30 protein-coding genes, 1 tRNA gene and 1 pseudogene are annotated in these 26,500 nt (G+C 32.9%); 7 read left to right on the top strand and 25 right to left on the bottom strand.

Translation table 11 applies throughout. The features are described from left to right. Positions 1 to 4 precede the first annotated feature (4 nt). Positions 5 to 1,015, top strand: a complete 1,011-nt coding sequence (locus tag AC2H4K_RS00930) for a hypothetical protein (RefSeq protein WP_493742697.1) — start codon at positions 5 to 7, stop codon at positions 1,013 to 1,015. 347 nt (positions 1,016 to 1,362) lie between these two features. Then, entirely contained in the window at positions 1,363 to 2,226 is an 864-nt protein-coding gene (locus AC2H4K_RS00925; protein WP_493742696.1) for a hypothetical protein, read from the top strand. Here the strand turns inward: AC2H4K_RS00925 and AC2H4K_RS00920 are convergent. The 4 genes from AC2H4K_RS00920 to AC2H4K_RS00905 form a co-directional block, all read right to left on the bottom strand. Continuing rightward, a complete protein-coding gene (locus AC2H4K_RS00920) occupies positions 2,223 to 2,639 on the bottom strand; it encodes a hypothetical protein (protein WP_493742695.1) in 417 nt (138 codons plus the stop codon). The two genes, AC2H4K_RS00925 and AC2H4K_RS00920, sit on opposite strands and share 4 nt — an antisense overlap. A 34-nt stretch (positions 2,640 to 2,673) precedes the next feature. Then, complete coding sequence (locus tag AC2H4K_RS00915; protein WP_493742694.1) at positions 2,674 to 3,375, bottom strand: hypothetical protein; 702 nt, start codon at positions 3,373 to 3,375, stop codon at positions 2,674 to 2,676. After that, complete coding sequence (locus AC2H4K_RS00910) at positions 3,372 to 4,781, bottom strand: tyrosine-type recombinase/integrase (protein WP_493742693.1); 1,410 nt, start codon at positions 4,779 to 4,781, stop codon at positions 3,372 to 3,374. The genes AC2H4K_RS00915 and AC2H4K_RS00910 overlap by 4 nt, the downstream gene beginning before the upstream one ends. Positions 4,782 to 4,836: 55 nt before the next feature. Continuing rightward, positions 4,837 to 4,910, bottom strand: a tRNA-Met gene (locus tag AC2H4K_RS00905). A 130-nt stretch (positions 4,911 to 5,040) separates the two neighbouring features. On the opposite strand from AC2H4K_RS00905, the gene AC2H4K_RS00900 reads away from it, so the two are divergent. Both AC2H4K_RS00900 and AC2H4K_RS00895 read left to right on the top strand, forming a co-directional pair. Then, complete coding sequence (locus AC2H4K_RS00900; protein WP_281141271.1) at positions 5,041 to 5,433, top strand: START-like domain-containing protein; 393 nt, start codon at positions 5,041 to 5,043, stop codon at positions 5,431 to 5,433. 68 nt (positions 5,434 to 5,501) lie between these two features. Then, the gene (locus tag AC2H4K_RS00895) at positions 5,502 to 6,359 is read left to right on the top strand and encodes an aminotransferase class IV (protein WP_281141272.1); all 858 of its coding nucleotides are present in this window, start codon (positions 5,502 to 5,504) and stop codon (positions 6,357 to 6,359) included. Here the strand turns inward: AC2H4K_RS00895 and AC2H4K_RS00890 are convergent. The 5 genes from AC2H4K_RS00890 to AC2H4K_RS00870 form a co-directional block, all read right to left on the bottom strand. After that, the gene (locus tag AC2H4K_RS00890) at positions 6,350 to 6,904 is read right to left on the bottom strand and encodes a YqgE/AlgH family protein (RefSeq protein ID WP_281141273.1); all 555 of its coding nucleotides are present in this window, start codon (positions 6,902 to 6,904) and stop codon (positions 6,350 to 6,352) included. The two genes, AC2H4K_RS00895 and AC2H4K_RS00890, sit on opposite strands and share 10 nt — an antisense overlap. A 128-nt stretch (positions 6,905 to 7,032) precedes the next feature. Then, complete coding sequence (locus AC2H4K_RS00885) at positions 7,033 to 7,305, bottom strand: HU family DNA-binding protein (RefSeq protein ID WP_281141274.1); 273 nt, start codon at positions 7,303 to 7,305, stop codon at positions 7,033 to 7,035. A gap of 197 nt (positions 7,306 to 7,502) precedes the next feature. Further along, positions 7,503 to 8,462, bottom strand: coding sequence for a methionyl-tRNA formyltransferase (gene fmt, locus AC2H4K_RS00880; RefSeq protein WP_281141275.1), 960 nt, complete (start codon positions 8,460 to 8,462; stop codon positions 7,503 to 7,505). Continuing rightward, a complete protein-coding gene (locus AC2H4K_RS00875) occupies positions 8,459 to 10,351 on the bottom strand; it encodes a RecQ family ATP-dependent DNA helicase (RefSeq protein WP_281141276.1) in 1,893 nt (630 codons plus the stop codon). The genes fmt and AC2H4K_RS00875 overlap by 4 nt, the downstream gene beginning before the upstream one ends. Beyond that, the gene (locus tag AC2H4K_RS00870; protein ID WP_281141277.1) at positions 10,351 to 10,893 is read right to left on the bottom strand and encodes an AAA family ATPase; all 543 of its coding nucleotides are present in this window, start codon (positions 10,891 to 10,893) and stop codon (positions 10,351 to 10,353) included. Before AC2H4K_RS00870 ends, AC2H4K_RS00875 begins: the two co-directional genes overlap by 1 nt. A 92-nt stretch (positions 10,894 to 10,985) precedes the next feature. Here AC2H4K_RS00870 and AC2H4K_RS00865 point away from each other — a divergent pair, with 92 nt between their 5' ends. The 3 genes from AC2H4K_RS00865 to murA all read left to right on the top strand — a co-directional run bounded on the left by AC2H4K_RS00865 (position 10,986) and on the right by murA (position 13,337). Continuing rightward, the gene (locus AC2H4K_RS00865) at positions 10,986 to 11,279 is read left to right on the top strand and encodes a DUF493 family protein (RefSeq protein WP_281141278.1); all 294 of its coding nucleotides are present in this window, start codon (positions 10,986 to 10,988) and stop codon (positions 11,277 to 11,279) included. Positions 11,280 to 11,369: 90 nt separating this feature from the next. Further along, entirely contained in the window at positions 11,370 to 12,014 is a 645-nt protein-coding gene (locus tag AC2H4K_RS00860) for a DUF4290 domain-containing protein (RefSeq protein ID WP_281141279.1), read from the top strand. A gap of 6 nt (positions 12,015 to 12,020) precedes the next feature. Beyond that, a complete protein-coding gene (gene murA, locus AC2H4K_RS00855; protein WP_281141280.1) occupies positions 12,021 to 13,337 on the top strand; it encodes a UDP-N-acetylglucosamine 1-carboxyvinyltransferase in 1,317 nt (438 codons plus the stop codon). Between the two features lie 54 nt (positions 13,338 to 13,391). Here the strand turns inward: murA and AC2H4K_RS00850 are convergent, their stop codons facing one another. The 16 genes and pseudogenes from AC2H4K_RS00850 to AC2H4K_RS00775 form a co-directional block, all read right to left on the bottom strand. Further along, complete coding sequence (locus AC2H4K_RS00850) at positions 13,392 to 14,696, bottom strand: cryptochrome/photolyase family protein (protein ID WP_281141281.1); 1,305 nt, start codon at positions 14,694 to 14,696, stop codon at positions 13,392 to 13,394. 1 nt (position 14,697) lies between these two features. Next, a complete protein-coding gene (locus tag AC2H4K_RS00845; protein ID WP_281141282.1) occupies positions 14,698 to 15,159 on the bottom strand; it encodes an SRPBCC family protein in 462 nt (153 codons plus the stop codon). 2 nt (positions 15,160 to 15,161) lie between these two features. After that, on the bottom strand, positions 15,162 to 15,626 hold the full coding sequence (locus tag AC2H4K_RS00840; protein WP_281141283.1) for a TspO/MBR family protein: 465 nt from the start codon (positions 15,624 to 15,626) through the stop codon (positions 15,162 to 15,164). 6 nt (positions 15,627 to 15,632) lie between these two features. Then, positions 15,633 to 16,319, bottom strand: a complete 687-nt coding sequence (locus AC2H4K_RS00835) for an SDR family NAD(P)-dependent oxidoreductase (protein WP_493742692.1) — start codon at positions 16,317 to 16,319, stop codon at positions 15,633 to 15,635. Beyond that, positions 16,319 to 16,546, bottom strand: a complete 228-nt coding sequence (locus AC2H4K_RS00830; RefSeq protein ID WP_243471578.1) for a hypothetical protein — start codon at positions 16,544 to 16,546, stop codon at positions 16,319 to 16,321. The genes AC2H4K_RS00835 and AC2H4K_RS00830 overlap by 1 nt, the downstream gene beginning before the upstream one ends. A gap of 3 nt (positions 16,547 to 16,549) precedes the next feature. Continuing rightward, positions 16,550 to 17,242 (bottom strand): GTP cyclohydrolase I FolE, encoded by a 693-nt coding sequence (gene folE, locus AC2H4K_RS00825; protein WP_243471579.1) that lies wholly within the window; start codon positions 17,240 to 17,242, stop codon positions 16,550 to 16,552. A gap of 55 nt (positions 17,243 to 17,297) precedes the next feature. Further along, positions 17,298 to 17,570, bottom strand: a complete 273-nt coding sequence (locus AC2H4K_RS00820) for a TIGR03643 family protein (protein WP_281141286.1) — start codon at positions 17,568 to 17,570, stop codon at positions 17,298 to 17,300. Then, positions 17,561 to 17,998: a hypothetical protein gene (locus AC2H4K_RS00815; RefSeq protein WP_281141422.1), complete on the bottom strand. Its 438-nt coding sequence runs from the start codon at positions 17,996 to 17,998 to the stop codon at positions 17,561 to 17,563. The genes AC2H4K_RS00820 and AC2H4K_RS00815 overlap by 10 nt, the downstream gene beginning before the upstream one ends. Positions 17,999 to 18,095: 97 nt before the next feature. Beyond that, entirely contained in the window at positions 18,096 to 19,541 is a 1,446-nt protein-coding gene (locus AC2H4K_RS00810) for a cryptochrome/deoxyribodipyrimidine photo-lyase family protein (protein ID WP_493742691.1), read from the bottom strand. Further along, the gene (locus AC2H4K_RS00805) at positions 19,538 to 21,016 is read right to left on the bottom strand and encodes a cryptochrome/photolyase family protein (protein WP_493742690.1); all 1,479 of its coding nucleotides are present in this window, start codon (positions 21,014 to 21,016) and stop codon (positions 19,538 to 19,540) included. The genes AC2H4K_RS00810 and AC2H4K_RS00805 overlap by 4 nt, the downstream gene beginning before the upstream one ends. Position 21,017: 1 nt before the next feature. Continuing rightward, the gene (locus tag AC2H4K_RS00800) at positions 21,018 to 22,322 is read right to left on the bottom strand and encodes a DASH family cryptochrome (RefSeq protein ID WP_493742689.1); all 1,305 of its coding nucleotides are present in this window, start codon (positions 22,320 to 22,322) and stop codon (positions 21,018 to 21,020) included. A gap of 35 nt (positions 22,323 to 22,357) precedes the next feature. Then, positions 22,358 to 22,441: pseudogene (locus tag AC2H4K_RS00795) on the bottom strand (DUF2256 domain-containing protein); the annotation flags it as partial. After that, complete coding sequence (locus AC2H4K_RS00790; RefSeq protein ID WP_493742688.1) at positions 22,438 to 23,859, bottom strand: SDR family oxidoreductase; 1,422 nt, start codon at positions 23,857 to 23,859, stop codon at positions 22,438 to 22,440. The gene AC2H4K_RS00790 and the pseudogene AC2H4K_RS00795, both read right to left, overlap by 4 nt. Further along, positions 23,860 to 24,498 (bottom strand): flavin reductase family protein, encoded by a 639-nt coding sequence (locus AC2H4K_RS00785; protein WP_493742687.1) that lies wholly within the window; start codon positions 24,496 to 24,498, stop codon positions 23,860 to 23,862. It abuts the gene before it with no gap. After that, entirely contained in the window at positions 24,499 to 25,809 is a 1,311-nt protein-coding gene (locus AC2H4K_RS00780) for an ABC1 kinase family protein (RefSeq protein WP_493742686.1), read from the bottom strand. Continuing rightward, on the bottom strand, positions 25,806 to 26,465 hold the full coding sequence (locus AC2H4K_RS00775; protein ID WP_493742685.1) for a TetR family transcriptional regulator C-terminal domain-containing protein: 660 nt from the start codon (positions 26,463 to 26,465) through the stop codon (positions 25,806 to 25,808). The genes AC2H4K_RS00780 and AC2H4K_RS00775 overlap by 4 nt, the downstream gene beginning before the upstream one ends. Positions 26,466 to 26,500 lie beyond the last annotated feature (35 nt).

Genomic DNA, 26,500 nt, shown 5'->3' with positions numbered 1-26,500 from the left:
TTTTATGAAAACTTCATTACAAAACATAATAGAGTGTATCAAAACATTAAATCTAGAAAAGTTAGATCTATTACTTGACGACAATAGATCATACATGGGTGTTCCTAAAGCGAGTTTTTTAAAAGCTTTAAAAAGTGAGATTCAAAAAGAGGTAAATGGAGGCTTTAAGGGTTTTGATAAAGTGTTAGTTGGAAGTTGTGGGTCTTGTAATAAAGGATGTACTTCCCATAGTTTTATTTCAAACGGTTTATCCTTGGACTTGTTTTTTGAGGTAAGAGGTGACGAGGTAATAGACATATATTTATGTCATGACTTTTTACATAAGGATAAAATCCAGAATAATATTACATTCTCATTTTATGAAGAAAGTAATACAAATTTTGTTCCATCAGAAAGTTATTTATACAAAAAACAAAAGGCCGATAGAGCGGTTGATGATTTCAAGTATCTAACTAGGAACCAGCTAATAAATATTGATGACCTTGAGGACTGGAAGAAAAAATATAAAGATATTGTAAAGCGTTTTGGATTCAACGATCCATTTGTGTTAGAAAAATATAATGGTTTTATTGAGTTTGACGAGTTATGTTATGATGTTGTAAGTTTTTTAGATTTTAAATATAATGCAAGGTCTTCTAGTAAGGCATTGAAAGAATACCATTCAATTAAGTCTGAAAAGAGTTTGGTGCAATGGTTAATAGATAATAAGGATATCGAATTACATAATGTTTTTGAACGCACTGAAAAATGGCGAAAAACAGGTTTTATTCGATTGTCTGAAAACTTAGACGTTATCGTTGATTGTTCAAGTTGTATAGATGCATTTATATTTGCTGAATTATATTCTAAGGAAGAGTTTGAGCTCATGGAGAAGTATAAACCGACCATGGAACACTTTACTAAATTTGGAAGTATACATTATGATTTAATTACTAATCTCAAGCTTCATAAGAAGTATTTAGATATTTTACCAATTAGTTCTGATAATCCATTTGATTTTGAGCTTAAGGATTAGTATTGGAGTAGTAGGCTGCATGACTTTAGGATTCATGTATTATTTAAAAAATCCTACAAGCCTTCCTTCATAACTTTGAATCATATTAATTTTAAAATATAAAAAATGAAAAGATTTAAAGATGAACCAACACAAGCGGATTTAGATAACCATGCAAACCAATTGAACCCCAATAACGAAGAATACTGGCATTCTAGGGAAGAAAACTAAAACCTAATTTAGATAATCCTAATTGGTTTAGTAAAAATGATTTTTACTATTTTTATAGCATAAGTTCATGATAAAATGAGTTTATAAATTTTCCAAACTAATAGCAATGTTTTTATAGCATTGCTATTTTTGTTTATATGATAGATTTTATAAAGTTGATTGATGAAAATAAGCAGCTTCTGAGTAATAGCAGTAGTTTGAAAGTTGTAGAGGGTTTGTTTATAAATAAGTATGGCAGTGAAGAAAAAGCTAAGGAGGCTTTTAAAGCAATTTTAGAACAATCTAAAAAAAATGATAATCTTCAAGAATTAATTTTTTCTGAGTTTGGATTGGATAAAATTATTCAAATTTTGAATTCTTTTACAGAGGCATCTAATTTAAAAGAGACCTTTGAAAATCTACAAAAAGTAAAGCAAAACATTTTAAAAGAAGAAACTCGAGAAAGTAAAGAAACATTCTTAAATAACTTAGGGCTGTTAAGAAATGCAGCACAGCACGTTGACATATCTGAAACCTCTAAAGATAACCTTATCAATTATATTAATGAGAATGTTATTTTTAATCTAGCAAATACCAGAAAAGAATTAGGCTATCCAGATCCTCGTCCATTTAATTATTGGTTGAAATTTTTTTTTCAGGGTAAATACAATGATAAAATAAATGAAGGAAACTCTAAAAACTCAGGTAAGCTTACTTTTTTTGAATATTTAGAGGTAGTTTCTGCATTTCTTTTGAGTTATGATGAAAGTAAAATAGACTATTCAAACCCTGAGAAAATGCTCAAACGTTTTGAACTTCAGAAAAAAACACAAAAACAAGTATTAAAATATATTACTAATAACAACTATAGCTACTTAAAGGAGAAACTAGGGGATTTATACATATCGGATGTGTATAGGAATAAATTTGGTGACCAACCTTATGATACGTCCAAGAGGAAAATACCATATAGTATATGTTCCATAATAAAAAAGCATATTGAAGAGGAGTATTTTGATTAATAATTGTTTACACTAATATATATTACTATACCTTCCTGCATATCATAATAGGGATAGTCACCAAGGTGATTAGCCGGCAAATTTTTTATAGGATGGTATCTAGCATTTAGTTTTTCTATAATGGAAATTAAATCTCCTTTTGTGGCAGGTTTATTCTTTTCAGAAGTTAAAAGTTTGGTTATGGTATCAGCTAATAGGGTTCCAGTAGCTGCATTACCTACACCTGCCAAAGACATACTTTGGTTAGTGTTATCAGGTGACTTTTGTTGCGGTAAGTTGTTGTTGTTTACAGTTTTTCGTGAATGATATGCCGCAGAACGACAAGAATTACTGCAATATCGCTGTACTCGGCGTCGTTTGGGTTTGTACTTAATGTAACAATATTCGCATATATAAAATTCCTTGTCTCTCATTTAAGCGTAAAATAAACGTTTGTTTTACGCTAAGTTACCGTTTTTCTTTCAAAAGTTTAGGGTCGATGTTAAAAACCTGCTGCAACAATACTAAATCAACCTCTTCTTTTGTTGGCAATATGGCTTTCTGCTTTGTATCGGCTTTCTTAGGTTTTGAAATTCTTGGTATAGACTTTTTTGGTTTAGACTTATTAACCTTTTGATCAACATTTTTTAGATCTTGGAATGAAGGAGGTTTCATTTTAAAAACTCTACTATAATCAACTAAGTCCTTCCAAATACCGAAATGAGATTTCAGTTGTTCTTTGTGGTTCTTTAGAAGATCGTACTGTGATTCTAAGTACCCTTGTACATGAGAATCATAGTTCAAGGTTTGATGTAAAGCATCATTTTTAGTCAATTCAGCAACTGTCAGCCAAGTATCTAGTTCTGTAAAATATTGATCTATAAAAAATTTAAAAGTATCATCATTATACTGCTCTCGCATTTTTAAAATTTCAAAAAGGTTAGAATTTAGAATTACCTTTTTATCCGTTATAGGGAGAGCATCATAAATATTTGAGTAGACCTTATATTCGTTCTCCTTATTTCTAACAATTAAATGATTAGTGAATTTAATGTTATCGAGTTCGCTTAGATCTTTACCTATTGCTTTTTCAAACAACTTTCTAGGAAGGAAGAATATTGCAGGTTGACTAATTCCTAGGAGTAAAGCTTCTAATGTGTTTTGATTCATATTTTTTTACCTTTTAATAAATCGGAATAATCTTGCGGTAACTCAGCATCTATATCACGAAGATATTTTTCTAATGCTGTCATAGTACTATGACCTGTGATAAGCATTAGTCTACTTTTGGCTTCAAAAGGTGAAGTATCTTTAGCCATTGCCCTGTATAGTCTTGTGATAAAAGTATGTCTAAAACTGTAGAGTGTATAATCTTTATTAAAACCTAGTTCTTTTTTTATCTCTGAAAATCGTTTCCCAAAATTAGTTCTGCGGTTAATTTCTGTTGCTTTCCATGGTCCTCCAATTTTGTTTGGTGTAAACAATAAATCTTCTGGTTGGCATTTCGAAAGATCAGGCAGTTCGTTAAACAAAATGTCTGGTATGAGTTTAGTCTTTAAAACCTTATTCTTGGCTTCAAATTTTAAAGTCTTTTCATCAAAATTAATATCCTTAATTTTCAATCGACAAACTTCTAGAGGTCTTAGAAAGTTATACGAAATGAATTTAATGTAGAGTAGGAGAATAGGATCTTCTTTTTCTAAATGGCTAAAAATACGTTCTTGCTCCTTATCGGTATAGGTTTTGTGTCGCTGAGGTTTAGATTTTAACGACTTAATACTTTTTATAAAATTACGCTCTATAATTTCGTTATCTTCTAAAACCTGAAAAATTGTGCTAAACACTGTTTTGTAATTATTTCTATTTCTTGGTGAAGATTGAAGCTGTACTTCATTAAGAAATTCTAAGACATGCTTTTTTTCTAAATGCTCAATATGAGTTATTGCTTTATGTCTTTTTTTAAGCCATCTGTGAAATTTATAGATACGAGATGTATAGTCCTCGAGTGTTTTTGCTTTGGTGACGTTGATTTTTAGCTCTAATGCACGGTTAAAGGCGTCTAAAACCTTTGGTGACAAGGGTTTTAGTGGTTTTTCTTTTTTCGGATTTGGTGTTGTTTTTTCAACAGGTTTTGGCTCTGTTTTGGGTGTAACTTCAGAAACGTGTTCTTTTTCGTGTTCCTTCTGCGGTAAAGTTTCTGTAGATCTTAAAACTTTATGATTTTCAGTAGTTTGTGTTGGTTTTTGAGTATGCCTTTGGTAAAGCTCTGTATTGTCTTCAAACGGATTATAACCTTGTTTCAAAAACCGCAATAAACGCTTCTTATATAGACTAAGTACACTATAGCGCTCGGCTTTAGTTTTAAATCGATTTGCACCTCCGTATATGTTTTTCATGCGTTTCATCTTTCCCGTCTCCGGGTTGCGGTACGAAAAATAAACATACCATCGCTTGCTTAAATCTCCGTCTGCGTCAAAAATTTTTGGTGCTGAAAATTTTCTTTTGTGTTCCAAATCGTGTTCTAAATCGTGTTCGTTTAAGAACTCTAAGGTAATCAAATCATAAATAATACACATAAAAAAACGGTTTAGCGTGAACTAAACCGTTGATTTTGTGTAATTTAAGTTTTTGTAGCGAGATCGAGATTTGAACTCGAGACCTCCGGGTTATGAATCCGACGCTCTAACCAACTGAGCTACCTCGCCATTTTTGCGGTTGCAAATATATAAACAAAATCTAGTACCACAAACAATACATTCTAAAAAAATTATTTTTCATATAAAGTTTTGAATTGAACCATAATTGCATATATTGAGCACATAATACAACGCATATATGGACGATAAAGAAAAATTTGAAATGGAGTTTGTGGTACATGCATCACCATCGCTTCTGTACCAGTATATATCAACACCTTCGGGTTTATCAGAGTGGTTTGCTGATAACGTAAATTCTCGTGGTGAAATGTTTACTTTTATTTGGGATGGTTCCGAGGAACAGGCCAAATTATTAAGTAAAAAAAGTGGTGAAAGAATAAAATTTAGATGGCTAAGTGATGATGAAGATGGTGCTTCTTACTATTTTGAAATGCGTATCCAAGTCGATGAGATAACAAAAGATGTTTCCTTGATGATTACGGATTATGCAGAAGATGATGAAGTAGAAGAAGCTAAAATGCTTTGGGAAAACCAAATTTCTGGTCTAAAACAAGTTTTAGGCTCAGCATAAGGTGTAACTAACTATTCTATTATATCTTTGTCTCGATTTCATATTTTATATAAATCGAGACTTTTTTTATGGTAAATTTTAACGGAACAATACTTCCAAAAACAGATTCAAAATTATCTACAAACAATAGAGGTTATAAGTATGGAGATGCTTTATTTGAAACCCTAAAAGTTGTAAATGGCAAAATATTTTTTTGGGAAGATCATTACTTTAGGTTAATGGCTTCTATGCGTATTCTTAGAATGGATATTCCTATGAATTTTACAATGGAATTTCTGGAAGCCGAAATATTAAAAACTGTTGAAGCCAATGACTTGCTCAATACAGCTGCAAGAGTCCGTTTTAATGTTGATAGAGGTGAAGGAGGTTTATATTTACCATCCACTGAAGCTGAAGTAAATTATAATATTACTGCGGAAGTACATTCAGAACCTTTCTATTCTATAGACGAAGACTCTAATTATATTGTAGATCTGTATAAAGATTATTTCATGGCTCCAGGATTACTTTCTGGTCTAAAATCTAACAATAAAGCTATTCAGGTTTTGGGAAGTATTTATGCCAATGAAAATGATTTTGATAATTGTTTAGTATTAAACACTAATAAAAGCGTTATTGAAGCCCTAAACGGAAACCTTTTTTTGGTAAAAGGCGATAAGATAAAAACACCACCTCTTGAAGATGGTTGTCTAAAAGGAGTAATGAGGAAACAGATTCTCGAAATCCTTTCAAAAAATGTTAATCTATATGTTGAAGAAGCTTCTATAAGTCCTTTTGAACTTCAAAAAGCAGATGAATTATTTGTAACCAATGTTATAAAAGGTATTGTACCAATAACTCAATATCGTAAAAAGAAATTTTCGACACAGTTTTCTAAAGGTTTGGTAGGTAAATTGAATGCTAAACTGCGTTTGGCTCAGTTATAACTTGGATTTTCTGGTGCATTAGACCAAATACTGTAGTCACCACCCAATTCTAACATTTTTTCGCGCCAAAATGTAGAACAGCTTTTGGCAATGATTTCGTTGTTGTGAATGTTTTCTGAAACAAGCCAAGCATTAGATTGAAGTTCGTTATCTAGTTGTTGCTCATCCCAACCCGAATATCCTAAAAAGAATTTAATGTCTTCTTTAGATATCATATTTTTATTGATAAGGTCTAGGACAACATTAAAGTCGCCTCCCCAAAATATACCATTAGAAATTTCTATACTATTTGGTATAAGCTCCGGTGATTTATGAATAAAATAAAGATTGTCTTGCTCTACAGGACCACCATTATAGATAGTGAATTCCGAATCGGTACCTTCAATAAGATCTTTAAGGTTATAGTTTAAAGGTTTGTTCAGGATAAAGCCTACTGATCCTAAAGCATTATGATCTGCCAAAAGAATAACGGCACGGTTGAATGATAAGTCACCGATTATGGATGGTTCAGCAATTAATAGGTTGCCTTTTTCGGGTTTATTCATCACTTTTTTGCTTTTAGGACAACTAAATCTAAATTTTTTTTATCAAAAATGCAAAATAATGGCTTTAAAAATTGGAATAAAAAAAGTCCGCTCAACGAGCGGACTTGATATTTTAAACAAAAAATGTCTTAGTTAACAGCATTGCTTAAGTCAGAACCTGCCTTAAACTTTACTACATTTTTAGCTTTAATCTTGATAGTTTTACCAGTTTGAGGGTTTCTTCCTTCTCTTGCAGCTCTTTTAGAAACTGACCAAGAACCAAAACCTACTAAAGAAACTCTGTTTCCTTTTTGTAGAGATCCTTCGATATCAATTAATAAAGAATCTAATGCTTTTTTTGCAGCTGCTTTTGTAATTCCAGCATTCTCTGCCATACCATTGATTAAATCTGTTTTGTTCATAAATATTAAATTTAAATTGTTAAAAAATCGGTTTTTAAATATTAGTTCTTAAAATCCGTCAGACAAAATTATTAGGAAAATTAAGCTACGCAAGTAATAGCAAGGGAAATACGGGATATTGTTGATAACTTAGGGCATTTGTTAATAAAGACCATGCATTTCGTCGGATTTTTTATAAAACCAATGATAACAGGGGTTTACAGCAGTTTTGCTGATTCGGAAAAATTATATCCATTTAAAAGTGATTTTACATCCATTTTTCGTTTTCCAGGAAGTTGCATTTCTTTAATATTTATATAACCTCCTGAGCAAGCTACCTTTAATTCATTTTTATCTGAGATGATAAAACCATTGTCAAGATTATGCTCGTCTTTAACTTTTTCTACACCATAAATTTTAACCGTTAAAGATGTTTCTTCCCCGTTATTAAGATAACACCAAGCCGTTGGAAAAGGATTTAAGCCTCTTATTTTATTATATATAGTATCTAAAGGTAAAGACCAATCTATTTTACAATTATCACGATTGAGCTTGTAAGCTGTTTTTAAATCGTCTTCTTGAGTCTGTATTGTAGTTCTAACTGAGTTTTCTTCAATTTGCTTTACGGTTTCTATAACGAGTTGGCTACCAACTTCCATAAGTTCATCATGAAGCTCACCAACAGTAGTGTCATCTTTAATTTCTGTTTCTTTACTGGCTATAATAGCACCAGTATCAATTTTTTCATCTATAAAGAATGTGGTAACTCCCGTTTTAGTTTCACCATTTATAATAGCCCAATGTATCGGAGCAGCACCTCTGTATTGTGGTAATAACGAAGCATGAAGGTTAAAAGTACCGTATTCTGGCATTTGCCAAACAACTTCTGGTAGCATTCTAAAAGCCACTACAATCTGTAGATTGGCATTTAAGGCTTTTAGTTCGTTAACAAAATCTTCTGCTTTTAAGTTTTTAGGCTGTAAAACATTTAAATCATGCTTTAGCGCAAACTCTTTTACAGCAGATGCTTTTAACTTTTGACCACGACCAGCTGGTCGGTCTGGTGCGGTGATGACACCAACAACATTATAATTGTTATCAATTAAGGTTTTTAAGGTTGCTACTGCAAAATCTGGTGTACCCATAAAAACAATTCGTAAGTTGCGTTTGTCCGTCATATAATAGAATAGGTGTTAGCGTTTGTGATTTTAATTTTTCTAATTTCAATGAGTTCAGAAAGGCTTTCTAGTAATTCTTTTTCTGAACATTCAAGTTTATAAAGTAATTGCCGCGAAGATAAAGCTTCATTCTGTAAAGCTTTTAGAATTTGATCTGAAACCTTAGTTTTTGAGGGCTTATATCCTTTAGTATTTTTTCTGCAAACGGAACAAATACCACATTCTTCATTAGAACTTTCACCAAAATAGGCCAAGAGCTGTTGATTTCTACATTTGGTATCATTATTAACATAGCTTAAAACCGAAGCAATTTGCTGATGTTTTAGTGTATGCTGTTGTTTAATGGTTTTGGCAATTGGGTTAATAGTGATGTCGTCTTCACGAGGTTTTAAAAAAGTGATTTCAGAATCGGTATTGGCAATCTGAAGTTTTATAATCTCATCCTTTTCTAATTGTTTTAGCTGAGCAATAACATCTTTTTCTGAAAGCTCCGTTTTCTGAACAATAAGATTCAGGTTCACTTTGGTTTCATAATCAAAAATACCTCCGTACGTTCTTAGCAATACTTTTACAATAGTATTGAGCTGTAAATGCCTTTCTAAATATTGAAATAAAGCCGCATTTGTTATTACAAATTGAATTTTAGTTCTAAAGTTAAAATGCTGATTGAGTGAAATAACAGCATTTCTATCTAATAACAATAAGGCATTGTAAGTAATACCTGGATGTAATTTGTAAGTAGAACAAAAGGTTTTAAAATCGAACTGATGTAGACTATTTTCGCCTTCACCATAAGGGATTTGAAAGTAGTTACAAAGTTTATTAAAAACGGTCTTAACAAACTCAACGGAAGCCAATGTACTCAGAAACTGATTTCGTAAATGATCTTCATCTATCGCTTGTTTTAAAATAATGGCTTTTGCTGGTTTTCCGTCTCTTCCAGCTCTTCCGGCTTCTTGGTAATAATTTTCGAGACTTTCGGGTAAATTAAAATGAATAACATTGCGTACGTTAGCTTTGTCAATACCCATTCCAAAAGCCGTAGTTGCTACCATGATTTGCTTTTGCTCATTGGTCCATTGGTAAAGTCGCTCTTGCTTTTCTTTATTAGTTATGCCACCATGATAAAATGTGGAAGCAAAACCTTTAGCATTTAAATAATTACTGATTTCAATGGTACTTCGTCTATTTCTTACATAGACAATTGAAGCTCCTTGATTGGTTTTTAAAATATGTTGAAGCTGAAAAAGCTTATCGTCAGTTTTAATAACACCATAAGCAATGTTCGGTCTAGAAAATGATGCCTTATAAATCTTCGGATTAATAAAGTCTAAATTATCAATGATATCCTCAACGACGTCTCGTTTTGCTGTAGCGGTTAGTGCAATACAATTCACATGCGGATGTATTTGCCTCAACATACTAATATTTTTGTAAGCTGGTCTAAAATCATTTCCCCATTGGCTAATACAATGAGCTTCATCTACAGCGATTAAATTCACACGCATTTGCTGAATACGTTCTTGTACAATAGGTTGTTGTAGACGTTCTGGTGAGAGGTATAGAAATTTATAGTTACCGTAAATACAATTGTCTAACTTGGTATCTAATTCAGCATAAGATAATCCTGAAGTTAATGCAATAGCTTTTATACCTTTTTGCTTTAAAGTATTTACCTGGTCTTTCATTAAAGCAATTAAAGGTGAGACTACAATACAAATCCCATCTTGAATTAAAGCCGGAATTTGAAAACAAATTGATTTTCCACCACCAGTTGGTAGCAAGGCAAAAGTGTCTTCGTGCTCTAAAACCGAAGTTATAATCTCTTCTTGATATGGCCTAAAGGAACTATGATTCCAATAGCGTTCTAAAACTTCTATAGGATGCATTACTGCAAATTTAATGAGTCTAGAATAAATTTACTTCTATTCTCAACACTATCAAAAGGAACATCGATTAAATGATACCCAAATCGCTTGTAGGCTTCAAGCAAATGATGGTGTATTTCTATGGCTTCTTCAAAGTTTTCATAGCGTTCGCTATCACTTGTAAATATGTCTTGCCAAGGTGCCAAAATATAAATAGCATCGTATTTATAGGTTTCACAAGCATTTACAAAATGATCAGGATAGGTGTCACCTATATAATCCATATAAGCCAAAACGTCAGGTAAACCTCTGTCTATAAAAACAACTTCCGAAGATTCTTTTTCGGCATCATTAAACTGCTTAATTCTGCCCTCTAATAATTTTTCACTAAAGCGTAGCGGCTCGGTTAAAAAAAGCTGATCTATGCCTTCAGCTCTAGCTTGTAGCGTTACTTGTCTAGAAATTTCTTCATAACATAAATAACCATCAGCTATTAAATGATTGATAATGGACGTTTTTCCTGTGCCTGGACCACCAGCGATAACAATTTTTTTAGGATTCAATATTGGCAATGTTTTTGAAGTATAATTCGTGACAAAAATAAAAAGATAAAAGTGTAAAGTTAAATGTATCTTTGCAACTGAAAAATTTTGATATGGATAGTTCTAAAAAAACAGAAGAATTTTACGATAAACTTAAGTCACAACTCTACGATACAGCACTCTGGCCTTCAGAGTATTTGTATAAATTTATTGTGGTTTCTAAGGGGAGTGGAATTAAAGATATAGAAGACCTTTTTGATAATTTGGGTGCGGTAATTAATACCAACGAATCTAAAAATGGTAAATATACCAGTGTATCCATCAATGTTAGAATGAAAAATCCTGAAGCTGTAATTGCCAAATACAAGGAGGTTGCAGAAAATGTGGAAGGAGTAATTTCTCTTTAAATTTCTTTTAAGCATCATAATTTTTTGTACTTTGCAACAAAACCTAGAGACTTCAGGTTTTAATAATTATTTACTACACATTTTATAATTTTGATCGACAATTTAGAATACAATACAGAGCGCGAACATCTTATTATTCCCGAGTATGGACGTCATCTGCAAAAGATGATTAATTATGCGAGGTCGCGTGAGACTAAAGAAGAACGTAACAAAGTAGCAAAAGCTATAATTTCGGTGATGGGAAATCTACAACCACATTTAAGAGATGTGCCAGATTTTCAACATAAATTATGGGATCAGCTTTTTATAATGGCAGATTTTGATATTGATGTAGACTCACCATACGGCAAACCTTCAAAAGAAGATATTCAAGCAAGGCCAGAGCCTTTAAAATATCCTCAAAACCATCCGAAATACCGTTTTTATGGTAATAATATCAAAACGATGATTGATGTTGCTGTAAGTTGGGAGGATGGTGATTTAAAGGAAGCTTTGACCTTTACTATTGCCAATCATATGAAAAAGTGTTTCCTTAATTGGAACAAAGATACAGTGGAAGATGATGTGATTTTCGATCATCTTTATGAGCTTTCTGGAGGAAAAATAAACCTAAAGAATGTTGATGAAGATTTAAGTGATGCTAATAGTTTAATGCGTTCAAAATCAAAGTATAGTAAGAATAATTCCAATAAAAAAGGAAAGAAAAAATATTCTAACAACCGTAAACGTTACTAATAGCGAATGAGTACATTTAAAATAGAAGGCGGACACCAACTTAAAGGATCTATTAAACCTCAAGGCGCTAAAAATGAAGCTTTACAAATACTTTGTGCAGTTTTATTAACTCCAGAAACGGTTACGATAAATAATATTCCAGATATTATTGATGTTAATAAACTCATTGCTTTATTAGGAAAGCTTGGAGTAAAAATCGAAAAGTTAGGTAAAGGATCTTACACTTTTAAAGCAGACGAAGTCAACCTAAAATATTTGGAATCGGCAGAATTTAAGGAAGATGGAAAGGGGTTACGCGGTTCTATAATGATTGTTGGGCCTTTATTAGGGCGTTTTGGTAAAGGGTATATCCCAAAACCAGGTGGTGATAAAATTGGTCGTCGTCGTTTAGATACGCACTTTGAAGGTTTTATAAATCTTGGCGCAAAATTCAGATACAATAGAGAAGACTATTTTTACGGAGTAGAAGCAGACGAGCTTAAAGGTACATACATGCTTTTAGACGAAGCTTCTGTGACAGGTACAGCAAACATTGTTATGGCTGCCGTTTTAGCTAAAGGTAAAACAACAATTTACAATGCGGCTTGTGAACCTTATTTACAGCAGTTGTGTAAAATGCTAAATAGAATGGGTGCCAAAATCTCAGGTATTGGTTCTAATATGCTCATTATAGATGGTGTTGAAAGTTTAGGTGGTACCGAACACAAAATGCTACCAGATATGATTGAAATTGGTAGTTGGATTGGCTTAGCTGCTATGACCAAAAGTGAATTGACGATTGAAGATGTAAGCTGGGACGATTTAGGACAAATTCCATCAGTATTTAGAAAATTAGGAATTACGGTAGAGCAACAAGGAGATGATATTCATATTCCTGCACATACAGATGGGTACCAAATTCAGAATTATATTGATGGCTCTATTCTAACAATAGCAGATGCACCTTGGCCAGGATTTACGCCAGATTTGCTAAGTATTGTTTTAGTAATAGCAACGCAAGCCAGAGGTGAAGTTCTGATTCACCAAAAGATGTTTGAAAGTCGCTTATTCTTTGTAGATAAGTTAATTGATATGGGAGCAAAAATTATACTTTGTGATCCGCATAGAGCAACTGTAATCGGACATGACTTTAAATCTACACTAAAAGCTACAACAATGACCTCACCAGATATTAGAGCTGGTATATCATTATTAATTGCAGCTTTATCTGCAAAAGGAACGTCTACAATTCATAATATTGAACAAATTGATAGAGGTTACGAAAATATTGATGAACGTTTAAGAGCTATTGGAGCTAAAATTGAGCGTGTAGAAGGAAATTAGAATTGAAAAATATTTTATAAACGAAAAGCTTCAAGAATCAACTTGAAGCTTTTTTTAATTTAAGGCTGTTTTGTAAGTTTCTAAACAACGTTCTCTAGCCTTTTTATGGTCTACCATAGGTTTAGGATATGTGAGTTCTTGATATTCTGGAACCCACTTTTTTATGTAGTGATGTTCTTTGTCAAATTTCTGAATTTGAGTTGTTGGATTAAAAATTCTGAAATAAGGCGCAGCATCTACACCAGAACCAGCAACCCATTGCCAATTACCAACATTGCTTGCCATTTCGTAATCGTGTAATTTTTCTGCAAAATACGCTTCTCCCCAACGCCAATCTATAAGTAAGTGTTTGCACAAAAAGCTACCAACTAACATGCGTACTCTGTTGTGCATAAAACCTGTTTCGTTTAATTCACGCATTCCTGCATCAACTAAAGGATAACCAGTTTTTCCTTCACACCACGTTTTGAATTCTTCCTCGTTATTCCTCCATTCAATTCTGTCATATTTAGCTTTAAAAGCCTTATCTACCGTATGTGGAAAATGCCATAGGATTTGCATAAAGAACTCACGCCAAATAAGTTCTTGCCAAAAGACTTCATTTTTTTCAGCTATAGCTTTTTTTACCATTTTTCGAACACTTACTGTTCCAAAACGAAGGTGAGGTCCTAAACGAGAGGTGCTGTCTTTAGCTGGGAAATTTCGAGTGTCTTCGTAGTCTTGAATCAGCGTTGGTGTAACATCATAATTCGCAATCTCTTGTTTTGACTTTGTAAAATCGATATCAGATAAACTCAGATTAGGTAAGCGTGTATGCTCTATTAAATTGTTTAGATATTCATTGGTATAAAAAATTTCTAAATCAATGGTTTTGAATTTCTCCTTCCAAGTTTTCATATAAGGAGTGTAAACGACATAAGGATCACCATCATTCTTCACTACTTCGTCCTTTTCAAAAATCACTTGATCTTTGAACGTTTTAAATTCAATGTTTTGTGTTTTTAAAAAGGATTGAATTTCTTCGTCACGTTCCTTGGCATAAGGTTCATAATCATGATTGGTGTAAACAGTATCAATCTTAAAGTCTTCTTTAAGTTGTTTGTAGATTTCAATCGGTTTACCATGATATATGGCAATGCTGCTGCTATGTTCATCCTGCAAAGTTTGTCGCATGTTTTGCAAGGTTTCGTGTATAAAAGTAACACGAGCATCGTCTTCAGGTAATTTGTCTAATATTTCAGAATCGAAAATAAAAATTGGTAAAACAGGATGTTCACCTTTTAAGGCTTCATAAAACCCTACATTATCATCTAGTCTAAGGTCTCTACGAAACCAAAATATGTTTACTGTCTTGCTCATATTAATATTTTCCGAAAAGCGCTTCAAGCTTTGTTGTTCTGTAATTAAAAATTTCTTCAAGTTTTGGCTTTACCAAAATAGGATGTACCATTTGACCCAAAATACCCATAGGAACTTTATAATCTATAATATCTTCCATCTCTATACCTCCTTCAATAGGTTTTATGAAATGCTTATGATGCCAAAGGGAATAAGGTCCAAAACGTTGTTCATCTACAAAATATTCTTTATCCTTAACGTGTGTGATTTCTGTAACCCATTTTGTTTTAATTCCTAAAACAGGTGTGACAATATATTGAATAATTTGTCCGGGAAACATTGGTCTATCGGAACCAGAGAGTATATGAAAACCCATATAATCTGGAGTAATGGTTTTTAAATTTTTTGGGTCGGATAAAAAATCCCATGCTTCATCTACAGAAATTGGTAAATTCTGCTTTTTATGTAAGGTATAAATTTTCATGTTTAGTTATTTAAAACGATGTAAGCATTTAGTGATGTAGCAATACACAACCAAATGATATAGGGTAGAAGTAGATATTTGGCATATTTCAATCGATCACTTCTAAATGTTATGAATAAATAAAGAATGACTAAGGTTAGTAGGATAATAACTCCAAGCCCGACAGTGGTTAAATGTTGATTGAAAAATACATAGTTCCAGCCAACATTCAAAATGACCTGAAACACATATATCATCCATAAATATTTTGAAGCTCTCAGTATAAACAGCTCTACTAAATACCAAGAGAAACAAGCCATAATTGTGCCCCAAGCCACACCAAATAACCAACCAGGCGGAGTCCAAGGAGCTTTACTTAAACTTAAATACCAATCAGAGGTTGGTCCATTATCCATCAGCCAGCTTCCTAAAGCTAAACCACCAAAGTTAATGACTAAAAATAGTATGAGATATTGGATTTTTTTCATCAAACACTAAAGTTTAAAGCTTACGATTCCACAATCCATTTCAAAAATCTGTCCTGATAATGATGCAGCTTTATCAGACAATAAAAAAGCAGCCATATCAGCAACTTCTTCAGGTTGAAGGAATTTTTTAAGAGGATGACGTTCGTTCATTTTTTCAACCATACTATCGTTTCTCAAAAGTTTTGATGCTAACTGTGTATCAGTCACTGTTGGTGCAATAGCATTAACTCGAACCGTTGGTGCTAGTTCAGCGCCTAAAGATTTTGTTAAACCTTCAACTGCCGATTTTGATGCAGCAACACTAGCATGAAACGGCATTCCTAATTTTGCAGCAACAGTACTGAAAAGTATAATAGAAGGATTATTTCCTTTCTTTAATGCCGGTAAATATTTTTGAATCGCTTTTACAGCTCCAATAACATTGATATTAAAATCGTCTTGAAAATCTTCAATACTTAAACGGTTTATAGGCTTAAGATTAATGCTTCCAGGGCAATAAACCAGTCCCTCTGCACTTTCAATATCTGGTAAATCATCCGTGAGAATATCACAAGAATAATGCTTTACATTATCACCAGAAACTTCGGGTTCAGTTCTACTGATATTAATAATGTTATCATAAGAAGAAAGCAAAGACGAAATTATGGCTTTACCAATGCCTTTGCTTCCTCCTATAACAATTATAGTTTTCATTATGCAGCAGTTAAGGGCTTACCTTTTAAACGTTTTTCTATTTTTTGTTTTATAACCGTCAGGCGCTTCATAAGATCCATAAGTTTTTGGTCTTTTTTCTTTTTGTAAATCTCGTTTACAGCAAGAATTATGTCTTTAGCTTCTCTGGCAGCTAAAATTCTGTCGCTAGTTGTCTTGAATGAAAACTTTCTGTTTTCGAATTCTTTGGCTTGATCTATTATATCCATGACTTAATTATTTATGTAATTCTGAATTTCATTTATTTTTTCTGGCGTATTAAAAATGCCACCATAGTAGGTCGTAACTGTAGTAGAGGTATCATCTTGGACACCTCTTGAAGAAACGCAAAGGTGTTTAGCATCAATAATTACAGCAATATCCTCAGTATCTAAAATCGTTTTTAGCTCGTTGGCTATTTGCTGCGTTAAACGTTCTTGTACCTGAGGTCTTTTAGCGTAATATTGAACGATTCTGTTGAGTTTTGAAAGCCCAATAACTTTACCTGAAGATTTGTAAGCAATATGCGCTTTTCCTATAATTGGCACAAAGTGATGTTCACAGTTGGAATAAAAAGTGATATTCTTTTCCACCAACATTTGGTTGTATTGATATTTATTATCAAATAATGCAACCTTGGGTTTATTTTGAGGGTCTAAACCCGAAAATATTTCTTCAACATACATTTTGGCAACGCGGTCTGGTGTGCCACTAAGTGAATCGTCTGTAAGATCTAAACCTAAAACGTCCATAATTTCAGAAAATAAAATGGAAATTCTGTTTTTCTTTTCTTCATTAGACATGTCGAAAGCGTTTGCTTTCATTGGTGTTTCTAAGCTTGTAAATAGATGGTCGTCACCAATAGCTTCTGTACTAAAACCGTTGAGGTTGTGACCATTTTTTTTGGAAATTGCTTTTGTATTCATAGCATCTTTTTAATGTGCTGTCTTTAAGTACTCCAAGCTTAAATCAAAGCACGTGTTAGCGTTTTGAAATAGAGTTGTGCGTTATTGTTTTTTGACGTGAGCATTTAAATCTGCCTTTGTCGAACGTTCTTTTTTTTATGTGTTTAGTAGCTCTTCCTTGAACGCGTTTTCGCCATAATCTAAAGCTACTAGGCTTTAATTCCTTGCGCATTAAAGTGATAACCTCTTGTTCTTTTAAATCGAATTGAAATTTTATAGCTTCAAAAGGTGTTCGATCTTCCCAAGCCATTTCAATAACTCGATCTATATGTCTTTGGGTTAAATCCATAAAGACTGAGGTATCTTGTAAAGCATATCATGCTTTGTTTTTTGGTCGACTAACTTGTCGAAAAATTTCTTATTTTCTCTAAAAGTTTTGTTAGCTCTAAAGTGCACAAATTTTCCTTGTGCATGTATGCTAGAACCATTGATTTTATAAATAACCAAATGGTAATAAGGTATAATCCAAGTAAAGTTTTTTAAGCCTTTTGTAATATGAACCAAAATGCCTTTTGGTCGCAATTCAATATTACCGTAATTTATGTCCGATACTGTATTTAAAACTTGTTGTAAATTAGGGCTAACTTCGTCAATAATCATGCGCTTAGAGCCTACACCTCTTAGTTTCAATTTCTGTACCAAACTATATGGTTTACCAACTAAATCAGAAATGATTTGTTTGTGTTCAGAATTATGATGTGTAGTATCTATTAGCATATTCAAATATACTAAATGTTTAACTTTTATTTTAAAAAGTTAAACAAAATTAACAGAGAATTATGATGGTAATATTTTTATAGTAAAGCAAAACAGCTTAGTTGTTTCTCAAAAGGCTATTTCTGTCTTGTAAAGTGTGTCGTTTTAAAATGCGAAAACTTTCTTTTACAACCTCTGGATTTTTTTTCATATTCCAAAGTATATCGCTAGCACGCTTTCTGTTTTCTTTAATGTCTACGATGGGTTCTGGATAGTCTTTGCCAAGTTTAAATTCGTACAAGCCTTGCTCTAATTCGGTCATTAAATAAGGTTCGTGAATAAAAGGAATATCTAGGTGAGCAAGTTCTGGTACCCATTTTTTTATAAATTCAGCATCAGGATCGTGTTTAAGTCCATTTAAGGTTGGATTGTAAATTCTTAAGTTATTTATTCCTGTTTCACCAGCTTGCATTTGCAATTGCGGAAAATGAATACCAGGTTCAAAATCTAAAAACTGTTGCGATAAATGTTCAGAAGCATTTTGCCAAGGTTGCCATAAAATGTGAGTAAAGAACGAAACTAGCATCGCCCGCATTCTAAAGTTTACATAACCTGTTTGACCTTCTTGCCAAGCTTGTTGGTATTTTAGAGAGATGCTCTTTTTTAATTTGTGATACCCTTTGTTAACGCTTTCGTTTTCCATGGTATGTTCCATTTCAAACTTTTGAATAAAATGTGCTTGCCAACGTAAGCGCGATAAAAAGCCACCAATATGTCTTTTATCTTTACTTTGTTCCTTGACTTTTTGTGCTTTTTTGAAAATCTGCCTTATAGATATATTGCCCCAAGCAATATAAGGTGAAAGTCTACTACAACTTGTGCGTGATGCTTCAGGTTTTGATATGTTGAACATATAGTCTTTATGACGATTTTCAAAAAATGAATAAGCATATTTCCAAGCAGTAGTACTTCCTCCTTTTTGAAATAACGAATCTTTAGGTGTGTCTAAATCTGCAACAGTTAGAACATTTTCTAATTTTGATATGGTGTTTATATCTATTAGTTGATTTTGTGTAGGTTGAAATACGTCGAGAGGTTGACTCATATAGTCCTCCCACTTTTCTAACCAGTTATCTCTGTTTATGAGTCCACGTTCTACGCCATTGTTTTTACTTTCATTCCATTGAATAAAATTGTTTCTACAGTAACGTGTAAATTCTTTATCTCTGTTGTATGTCACCAAAATGCCAGTTTCTACATGAGAGTAAATGGCGTCAATTTTATAGAATTCTTGAATTATATTAAATACAGTTTGAACATCACTTGTTACCGCAAGAACTTTAGAGTCAAAAGGTTTTAATTGCTCATTGAGATCTCTAATGGATTCTTTAATAAAATTAAAATGACGTTCGCTGTAATGGTTATCGTTGAGTAAAATATGTTCAAACACATAGAGCAGTAGGGTAGGTTTATCAGTATTAAGTGCATTACTAATAGCTTCATTATCCTGAAGCCTTAAGTCTCGTTTTAACCAGACGACGTTGATATGTGGTTTAGGTGTCACTTTAGAGTCTTGAGGAATTTTTCAGCGTTATTAAAATGGTTTTCTAAAGTCTCTTTTTTCATGCGATCGAGATTACCTAAGAGCATACCTAATCTAGGATTGCTTTCAAAAAAGTTTCTATGTTTATCCATAAATGTCCAGAATAATCCATCCCATACGTCTTGCCAATCACCTTTGGAATAATTACTCATTTTCATGATGTAGTTGCTACTACTTATGTAAGGTTTGGTAGACATTAAACCACCATCGGCAAACAGACTCATGCCATATACATTGGGTACCATAACCCAATCATAGGCATCAATGAATAATTCCATAAACCATTGATAAACATCATCTGGATCAAATTCGCAAAGCACCATAAAATTTCCCAGAATCATCAGACGTTCTATATGATGTGCATAAGCAGTTTTGTTAACTTTCTTAATTACATCATCAACAGGTTTTATACCAGTGGAACCATCATAAAATGACGAAGGGATTTTTCGTTTAAAATTCCAGAAATTCTTGGTACGCTCTTCTGTACCTTTTACTTCGTAAACACCTCTAATAAATTCTCGCCAACCTAAAATTTGTCTCACAAATCCTTCTGTGGAATTTATTGGAACATCATTAGATTTAGCATAATCAATAGCATTATCAATCACTTCGGAAGGGTTTAGCAAACCAATATTGATTAATGGAGATAACAAACTATGATTTAAAAAATGTTCTTCTTTTACAATGGCATCTTCATAAACTCCAAATTCATGAAAGCGATAGTCGAAAAATTGCTGTAACCATTGCTCTGCAGATTCAAAATCGATTGGGTAAGCTAAGAAGTCATTCAGTTCTCCGTAATGATTACCAAAGTGTTCCTCTACATAGTTTTCGGCTTCTTTGTGATATTTTGATTTATCAGGAAATTGAATATTTGGAGGTGTTTTATCTTTTGGGTATTTCTTTCGGTTTTCAGAATCGTAAGTCCATTTGCCACCTTCTGGTTCTTTGGAAACTATTAAAATATCTCGTTTTTTCCGTTGTTCTTTATAAAAGGAGGTTTGAAAGAATTTATTTTTTGAAGGTTTAAAAAATGAGCTTAAATCTTTTTTTGTATTGATAAACAGCGGGCTTTCGTACCATTCAATTGTTAAGTCTTTTGCATTTGATTTAATACGTTTTTCTAACCAATTGTCTGTTGGGTCAATAATATGAAGCGTTTCTGCACCATTGTCAATCAGTTTGGGTATCAATGTTCTGATGTCACTATCGTCTGAAGTTGCTTCAATATAATGAACAGTTTTACCTTTAGACTTTAAAAAATCGGCATAAGCCTTCATAGAAGCTCGGTGAAACGCTATTTTTTGTTTATGGAATTTATACTGTATGAAAAATAGATACTCTTCAATGAGATAGATTTCTGCATTAATATTTAGAATTGGAGAATTCTGAAATAATTGATGTGGGAAGAGTAATATGTGTTCTTTCTTTTTCATCTTAAAACAAACTCGGTTGTAACCATAAATTTCTATAACTTCCTTTACTGTCGTAGCGTTCAGCTTGAAGCTGTATGTTGAATTTTCTATCTCTTGGATCGTTACCAACTCCTGCTGCATACATCCAATTGCCATAGTTGCTGTGAACATCGTAGTCGAGTAGGAGTGATTCAAAATAGGCGGCACCAATACGCCAATCTAGTTGCAACTCTTTTGCAAAATAGGATGCAACATTTTGGCGACCTCTATTGCTCATCCAGCCCGTTTCTTTGAGTTCAATCATGTTGGCATTTACAAAGTCGCTTTTAGTGTTTCCATTAATCCAATCGTCAATTAATTTTTGGTCTGTTTTCCACTCATAATTTTTATTTAGAATGCCATCTAACTTAAAAATTGAATTACCATGCTTCAGGGAAATGTATTTAAAATAGTCGCGCCAAATCAATTCAAAAATGAGCCAATAGGTAGACTCATTATTGTAGTGTTCTTTTTCAAATTGCTTGACGTTCCAATAAATCGTTCTAGCGGAAATACTTCCGTTAGCCAACCAAGGTGAAAATTTTGAGCTGTAGTCCTTACCAATTAAACCATTTCTAGTTTTCTTATAAAAACCTAATTTTTTGGTGTTGAAGAAATAGTCTTCCAGTCGTTGTAAAGCTTCGGTTTCACCTCCTTTAAATGGAAACGCAGAATTGGTATGCGTTTCAAAATCTTCAAAACCTAAATCTGTTAATGTTGGAATTCTGGTTTCGTTTTCAATTCTATTAGTTTCAGATTGTTTCTTGATTGTCGACTCATGTCGAATAGCGATGTACTTTTCAAGTTTTTTTCGGAATACTGTAAATACTTGAGGTGTTTGGTGAATCTCAAAGTTGATATCTTCAGGATGATATAGAAACTGATTATAAATGTGATGCCAAAACACATTGTTTACTTTTTCTTTAACAGTATTTTCAACATCAACTTCTTCCTGTGTCCATTCTTTTTGAAGATAAATATTACTAACATCGTAAGTCTCACAAATTGAAGGAATGATTTCCTCAGGATGCTCATGGTAAACTAATAAGTCAATATTAAGGTTACTGAGTTGCGCTTTTAAATTTTCAACAGTTTCAATTAAGAATTTAGCTCTGTATTTCTCAGTTTTTTTGAAACCAAAAGCATCGACTTCATACTGTTTTGGATCAAAACAATACACACCAAAAACTTTACTACCATTTTTTGTAGCTTCACTTAATACAGCATTATCTATGGTTCTAAGATCATTTCTGAACCAAACTAAGTTTTCTATTTTGTCCTTCTGCATTTTTCGCTACAATATTTAACGTTGTCCCAATCTTATGCCCATTTTTTGCGCCATGTAAATGGTCGCTCACAAACAAGACATGTTTTTGTGGGCAAATGTTGTTTTTTTACACCTTTCACTTTTTGTTAATCAAGGCGTTAATCATTCCATTAAAAACGAAAGCGTGAAAGGGTAGAACCGCGTACCAATACAATCGTCCCCAAATACCTCTTGGTCTAAAAACTGCACGTTGGTAGAGCTGGTCTTTTACAATTTTGAATTCCAACCAAGCTTCACCTGGTAGACGCATTTCAGCAAATAATAGTAAGCGTTTTTCGTCTTTATCGGCAAATAGTACACGCCAAAAATCGAGAGCATCACCTGGTTCTAAATAAGTGTCGTGCGTTCTTCCACGACGTAATCCAACACCTCCAAAAAGTTTGTCAACATAACCTCTAATTTTCCAAAGCCAGTTAAAACTATACCAACCATTTCGCCCACCAATACTCCAGATTTTATTGAGGGTAAACGTTTCATCTTTTACCGTTCTATGTCGTATATCTTTATAACAACCAAAATGTGGTAACTCAATATATTTAGAGAGCTGCACGTTAAATCTGCCACTGCTAATGGCATCTTTCCAACTAGAGACTACAGCATTTTGCTCAATTTTTTGAAAAGCAAGATTTACAGCTGTTTTGTAATCTACAGGTTCTATACCAATGATTTCATTGATGTTGCTAGGTTTTCCGATCACTTCAACTTTCATGCTATCTACCAAAGCAGCAGCCAATTTAAACGAAGTTGAGGTTACAAAATACAGCCAGTAAGATGATAATTTTGGTGTTAAAACCGGAAGTGTTACGATATGACGTTTGAGGTTACGGACTTCAGCAAATTGTAATAACATTTCTTTGTAGCTAAGCACTTCTGGACCGAAAATATCGAAGGATTTATTGTACAATTCTTCTTTGCCCAATCCGCCAGACAGAAAACCTAATACATCACGAATGGCAATAGGTTGCGTTTTTGTTTTTAGCCATCTCGGAGTAATCATAAACGGTAGCTTTTCTACAATATCTCTTATGATTTCAAAAGAAGCACTTCCACTACCGACTATAATTCCGGCTCTAAATGTTGTAAGTGCATAGTTGTCTGACTTTAGTGTGTTTTCAACTTGTAAGCGCGATTTTAAATGTTTTGAAAGTGAATTATCGTTAACAATACCACTGAGATAAATCACTTGTTTGCAACGTGTAGCATTGACCAAATTCTTAAAATTCTGAGCACATTGACGCTCTAAATCCGCAAAGTCGTTAGAGCTTGTGGACATAGAATGTATCAGATAATAAGCTGTATCTATATCTTCTGGAATCTTATTAGGTTCTGGATCTAAAAAATCGAGCTTAATAAAAGAGCAAGAGGGATGATTTTCAATTTCATCTGGAATACGATTTAAATCACGGACACAACAAACAAGCTCATGCTCATCTTCTAAAAGCTGAAGTGCTAATCTTTTGGCAATATAGCCCGTTGTACCTGTGAGTAGAATTCGCATTTAATCATTTATGTTTTCAAATTCAGGTTTAGGTCTTTGATACTCTAAACGTGTGTTGGAATTTGGAACAGCATAAGCATCTAAACCATTAATTGCTGCAACTTTTCCTTTTGACAAATTGATGAAGCCGTCCTTTTCTAATAAGCCATCTTTCACATATAATTTCTTGATTTTTCCAATCAATAGAATAGTATCATTAGCTTTAATTGAATACTCTTCAACATATTCCAAAGCCAATTGCAATGGACAGTTTTTTACAAATGGAGCTGAAAAATTATCCTTGAATTCTTCATCGAGACTAGTAACATCAAACTCAGAAATAGAAGCATCGTATTTTGCAGAGGTGTGATGTGCATCTTCAAGAATATTTTGATGAATATGATTTAATGTGAAAAAACCAGTTTCTTTTATATTGTCATACGTATTTCTGATAACTGTAGTCGGTCTGAGGAAAAAGCCCAATAAAGCAGGATCAGATCCTAAATGTGTTACAGAACTAAAAACAGCTACGTTGCTTATACCGTCTTTACTTTTTGTGCCAATAAGGTTTGCAGACTTGTAGCCAGAACAACTATTAATAAGGTTTATTCGGTATAAATGATGCATTTGGTTAATATCGTTGTTATCAAATTCTATCATTTATAGGTTGTTAAAGTTGTTGATTTTGATGTCTTTTGCTTTGAGGTCGAACATTAAATTGTAAAGTCCAAAGAAGGTTCTGTTGATATAAATAAAATGTTTAGAACCACGATTACCGTTCATGTTTCTCAATTCTGTACTCTTAGAATATTTCTGTCCCATTTCAGTAATTTTTCCGAAAAATTGAGCATCCGAAAAGTCGAAATTTTCTGCATGAAAAGGCTGGGTAAATAAGCTTAGCAATTCATGAAACATATCAGTGAAAAAGATAATTTCTTCTTCAGAATCATCTTTTCTTAAGATTTCTAATTCGTAAAGTTTGGCTTTAAACTCTTCAGGATTACTAATCACTTTTTTGTCAGCCAACTCAAAATACGGTTTATAGAATTGATCTGGAATGGTTTTCATACAACCAAAATCTAACGCGATTAAATTTCCATCTTCAGAAATCAAAAAATTACCAGGATGTGGATCGGCATGAACTTTTTTCAACTTATGTATTTGAAACATATAAAAGTCCCATAACGCTTGTCCCAATTGATTGGATAATTCCTGATCTGCATTATGTTGCACAAATTCAGAAAGATGTTCACCTTTCATATAATCCATTGTGATAATGCGTTCCGACGAAAATTCTTCGTAATACTCTGGGAATTTAAGATTTGGAATATGATTACATGCCTCTACAACCGCTTTGCTCTGTTGTAATTCTAAGATGTAATTGGTTTCTTCAACGAGTTTATTTTCAACTTCTTTGAAGTACTTATCCGAATCTTTCCCTTTAATATTGAACATCTTAATAGCAATGGGCTTTACCAAAGCTAAGTCTGAAGCAATACTTTCTGCAACTCCAGGATATTGGATTTTCACAGCAAATTTTTTCCCATCCTTTTCGGCCAAGTGAACCTGGCCAATGCTTGCAGCATTTACTGAAGTTGCATTGAAAGTATCGAATAATTCTTCTGGGTGTTTCCCAAAATATTTTTTAAACGTCTTAATCACCAAAGGAGCAGACAATGGAGGTACAGAAAATTGAGATAACGAAAACTTTTCTACATAAGCTTGTGGTAATATGCTTTTTTCCATACTTAGCATTTGCGCGACTTTTAGTGCGCTACCTTTAAGTTGTTTTAGGCTATCGTAAATATCTTCAGCATTATTTTTATTGAGACGTTCTTTAGCCTCTTCCTCAGATTTAGTAATCTTATCTCCGTAATATTTTAAGTAGTTTACACCAACTTTTGCTCCAGTAGAGACTAATTTGGTAGCTCTTGATATTTTTGAAACAGGTATTTTGTCTATCGTCTTCATGCGTTCATTTTAAATTTTTCTTTGTAAATAAACTTTCCGAAGTCTATAAGGCTTTTTAATGGAGTGGTATCGATAAGATCGAAGCTGGTGTTGACTGATTTTTCAATAAACACATCTGTTTTTTCAAACGCTTTAGAAGTATCATCTATCCAAAACTTTATGGTCATTAAAAGTTGTATCCAAGCAGATTCTTCAATACTTCTTTTTTGAAGTTTCTCTAACTTTTCTTCTTTCAAGTCTAGCGTTTTAATATCTAAAATAGAAATATATTTGATGAAGCTAGATTTCAAGCTTGAAAGCGTCTTAAGTGTTTTTAGCTTGTTTTTTTCATTTTCTAGAGCATAGATGACATAACTTCTATTAGCCGCAAGTACTTCAAAAAATGTATAGTAAAAACTTAAAAGTTTATTGCGAGCATCAAAAGATTGATAGTCTTCGCTTTTTTGTAAAACGTCATGAGTATTATCAAAAAACGCTTTGAAAATACTTTTTTCTAAAGCATCAAAAGAATTGAAATGTTCGTAGAATTTTTGTTCTTCAAAATTGTTGTCTTTTGAAAAGGAGTATACAGATTTAGGTTGTTGGTTATGCGTTAATACATAATCCATATATAGCGACATCAAATCTGCTTGTTTTATGTTTTTTTTCTTTGCCATGGTAATTGATTTACAACGTAAAGATATTAAATGTT

This window comes from Winogradskyella sp. 266wxhm (assembly GCF_058964685.1).
This window is presented reverse-complemented; position numbering and strand designations above follow the sequence as displayed.

Excerpts from the sequence above, each read along its gene's own strand:
- AC2H4K_RS00890 (WP_281141273.1), bottom strand. The coding sequence starts at position 6,904 with ATGAATAAACCCGAAAAAGGCAACCTATTAATTGCTGAACCATCCATA.
- AC2H4K_RS00805 (WP_493742690.1), bottom strand. The coding sequence starts at position 21,016 with ATGAAAAAGAAAGAACACATATTACTCTTCCCACATCAATTATTTCAG.
- AC2H4K_RS00785 (WP_493742687.1), bottom strand. The coding sequence starts at position 24,498 with ATGATAGAATTTGATAACAACGATATTAACCAAATGCATCATTTATAC.
- AC2H4K_RS00885 (WP_281141274.1), bottom strand. The coding sequence starts at position 7,305 with ATGAACAAAACAGATTTAATCAATGGTATGGCAGAGAATGCTGGAATT.
- AC2H4K_RS00815 (WP_281141422.1), bottom strand. The coding sequence starts at position 17,998 with ATGCTAATAGATACTACACATCATAATTCTGAACACAAACAAATCATT.
- AC2H4K_RS00780 (WP_493742686.1), bottom strand. The coding sequence starts at position 25,809 with ATGAAGACGATAGACAAAATACCTGTTTCAAAAATATCAAGAGCTACC.
- AC2H4K_RS00895 (WP_281141272.1), top strand. The coding sequence starts at position 5,502 with ATGGTAAATTTTAACGGAACAATACTTCCAAAAACAGATTCAAAATTA.
- AC2H4K_RS00930 (WP_493742697.1), top strand. The coding sequence starts at position 5 with ATGAAAACTTCATTACAAAACATAATAGAGTGTATCAAAACATTAAAT.
- AC2H4K_RS00900 (WP_281141271.1), top strand. The coding sequence starts at position 5,041 with ATGGACGATAAAGAAAAATTTGAAATGGAGTTTGTGGTACATGCATCA.
- folE (WP_243471579.1), bottom strand. The coding sequence starts at position 17,242 with ATGAATACAAAAGCAATTTCCAAAAAAAATGGTCACAACCTCAACGGT.
- AC2H4K_RS00910 (WP_493742693.1), bottom strand. The coding sequence starts at position 4,781 with ATGTGTATTATTTATGATTTGATTACCTTAGAGTTCTTAAACGAACAC.
- AC2H4K_RS00820 (WP_281141286.1), bottom strand. The coding sequence starts at position 17,570 with ATGGATTTAACCCAAAGACATATAGATCGAGTTATTGAAATGGCTTGG.
- AC2H4K_RS00775 (WP_493742685.1), bottom strand. The coding sequence starts at position 26,465 with ATGGCAAAGAAAAAAAACATAAAACAAGCAGATTTGATGTCGCTATAT.
- AC2H4K_RS00845 (WP_281141282.1), bottom strand. The coding sequence starts at position 15,159 with ATGAAAATTTATACCTTACATAAAAAGCAGAATTTACCAATTTCTGTA.
- AC2H4K_RS00835 (WP_493742692.1), bottom strand. The coding sequence starts at position 16,319 with ATGAAAACTATAATTGTTATAGGAGGAAGCAAAGGCATTGGTAAAGCC.
- fmt (WP_281141275.1), bottom strand. The coding sequence starts at position 8,462 with ATGACGGACAAACGCAACTTACGAATTGTTTTTATGGGTACACCAGAT.
- AC2H4K_RS00850 (WP_281141281.1), bottom strand. The coding sequence starts at position 14,696 with ATGAGCAAGACAGTAAACATATTTTGGTTTCGTAGAGACCTTAGACTA.
- AC2H4K_RS00840 (WP_281141283.1), bottom strand. The coding sequence starts at position 15,626 with ATGAAAAAAATCCAATATCTCATACTATTTTTAGTCATTAACTTTGGT.
- AC2H4K_RS00920 (WP_493742695.1), bottom strand. The coding sequence starts at position 2,639 with ATGAGAGACAAGGAATTTTATATATGCGAATATTGTTACATTAAGTAC.
- AC2H4K_RS00925 (WP_493742696.1), top strand. The coding sequence starts at position 1,363 with ATGATAGATTTTATAAAGTTGATTGATGAAAATAAGCAGCTTCTGAGT.
- AC2H4K_RS00830 (WP_243471578.1), bottom strand. The coding sequence starts at position 16,546 with ATGGATATAATAGATCAAGCCAAAGAATTCGAAAACAGAAAGTTTTCA.
- AC2H4K_RS00915 (WP_493742694.1), bottom strand. The coding sequence starts at position 3,375 with ATGAATCAAAACACATTAGAAGCTTTACTCCTAGGAATTAGTCAACCT.
- AC2H4K_RS00875 (WP_281141276.1), bottom strand. The coding sequence starts at position 10,351 with ATGCATCCTATAGAAGTTTTAGAACGCTATTGGAATCATAGTTCCTTT.
- AC2H4K_RS00800 (WP_493742689.1), bottom strand. The coding sequence starts at position 22,322 with ATGCAGAAGGACAAAATAGAAAACTTAGTTTGGTTCAGAAATGATCTT.
- AC2H4K_RS00865 (WP_281141278.1), top strand. The coding sequence starts at position 10,986 with ATGGATAGTTCTAAAAAAACAGAAGAATTTTACGATAAACTTAAGTCA.
- murA (WP_281141280.1), top strand. The coding sequence starts at position 12,021 with ATGAGTACATTTAAAATAGAAGGCGGACACCAACTTAAAGGATCTATT.
- AC2H4K_RS00790 (WP_493742688.1), bottom strand. The coding sequence starts at position 23,859 with ATGCGAATTCTACTCACAGGTACAACGGGCTATATTGCCAAAAGATTA.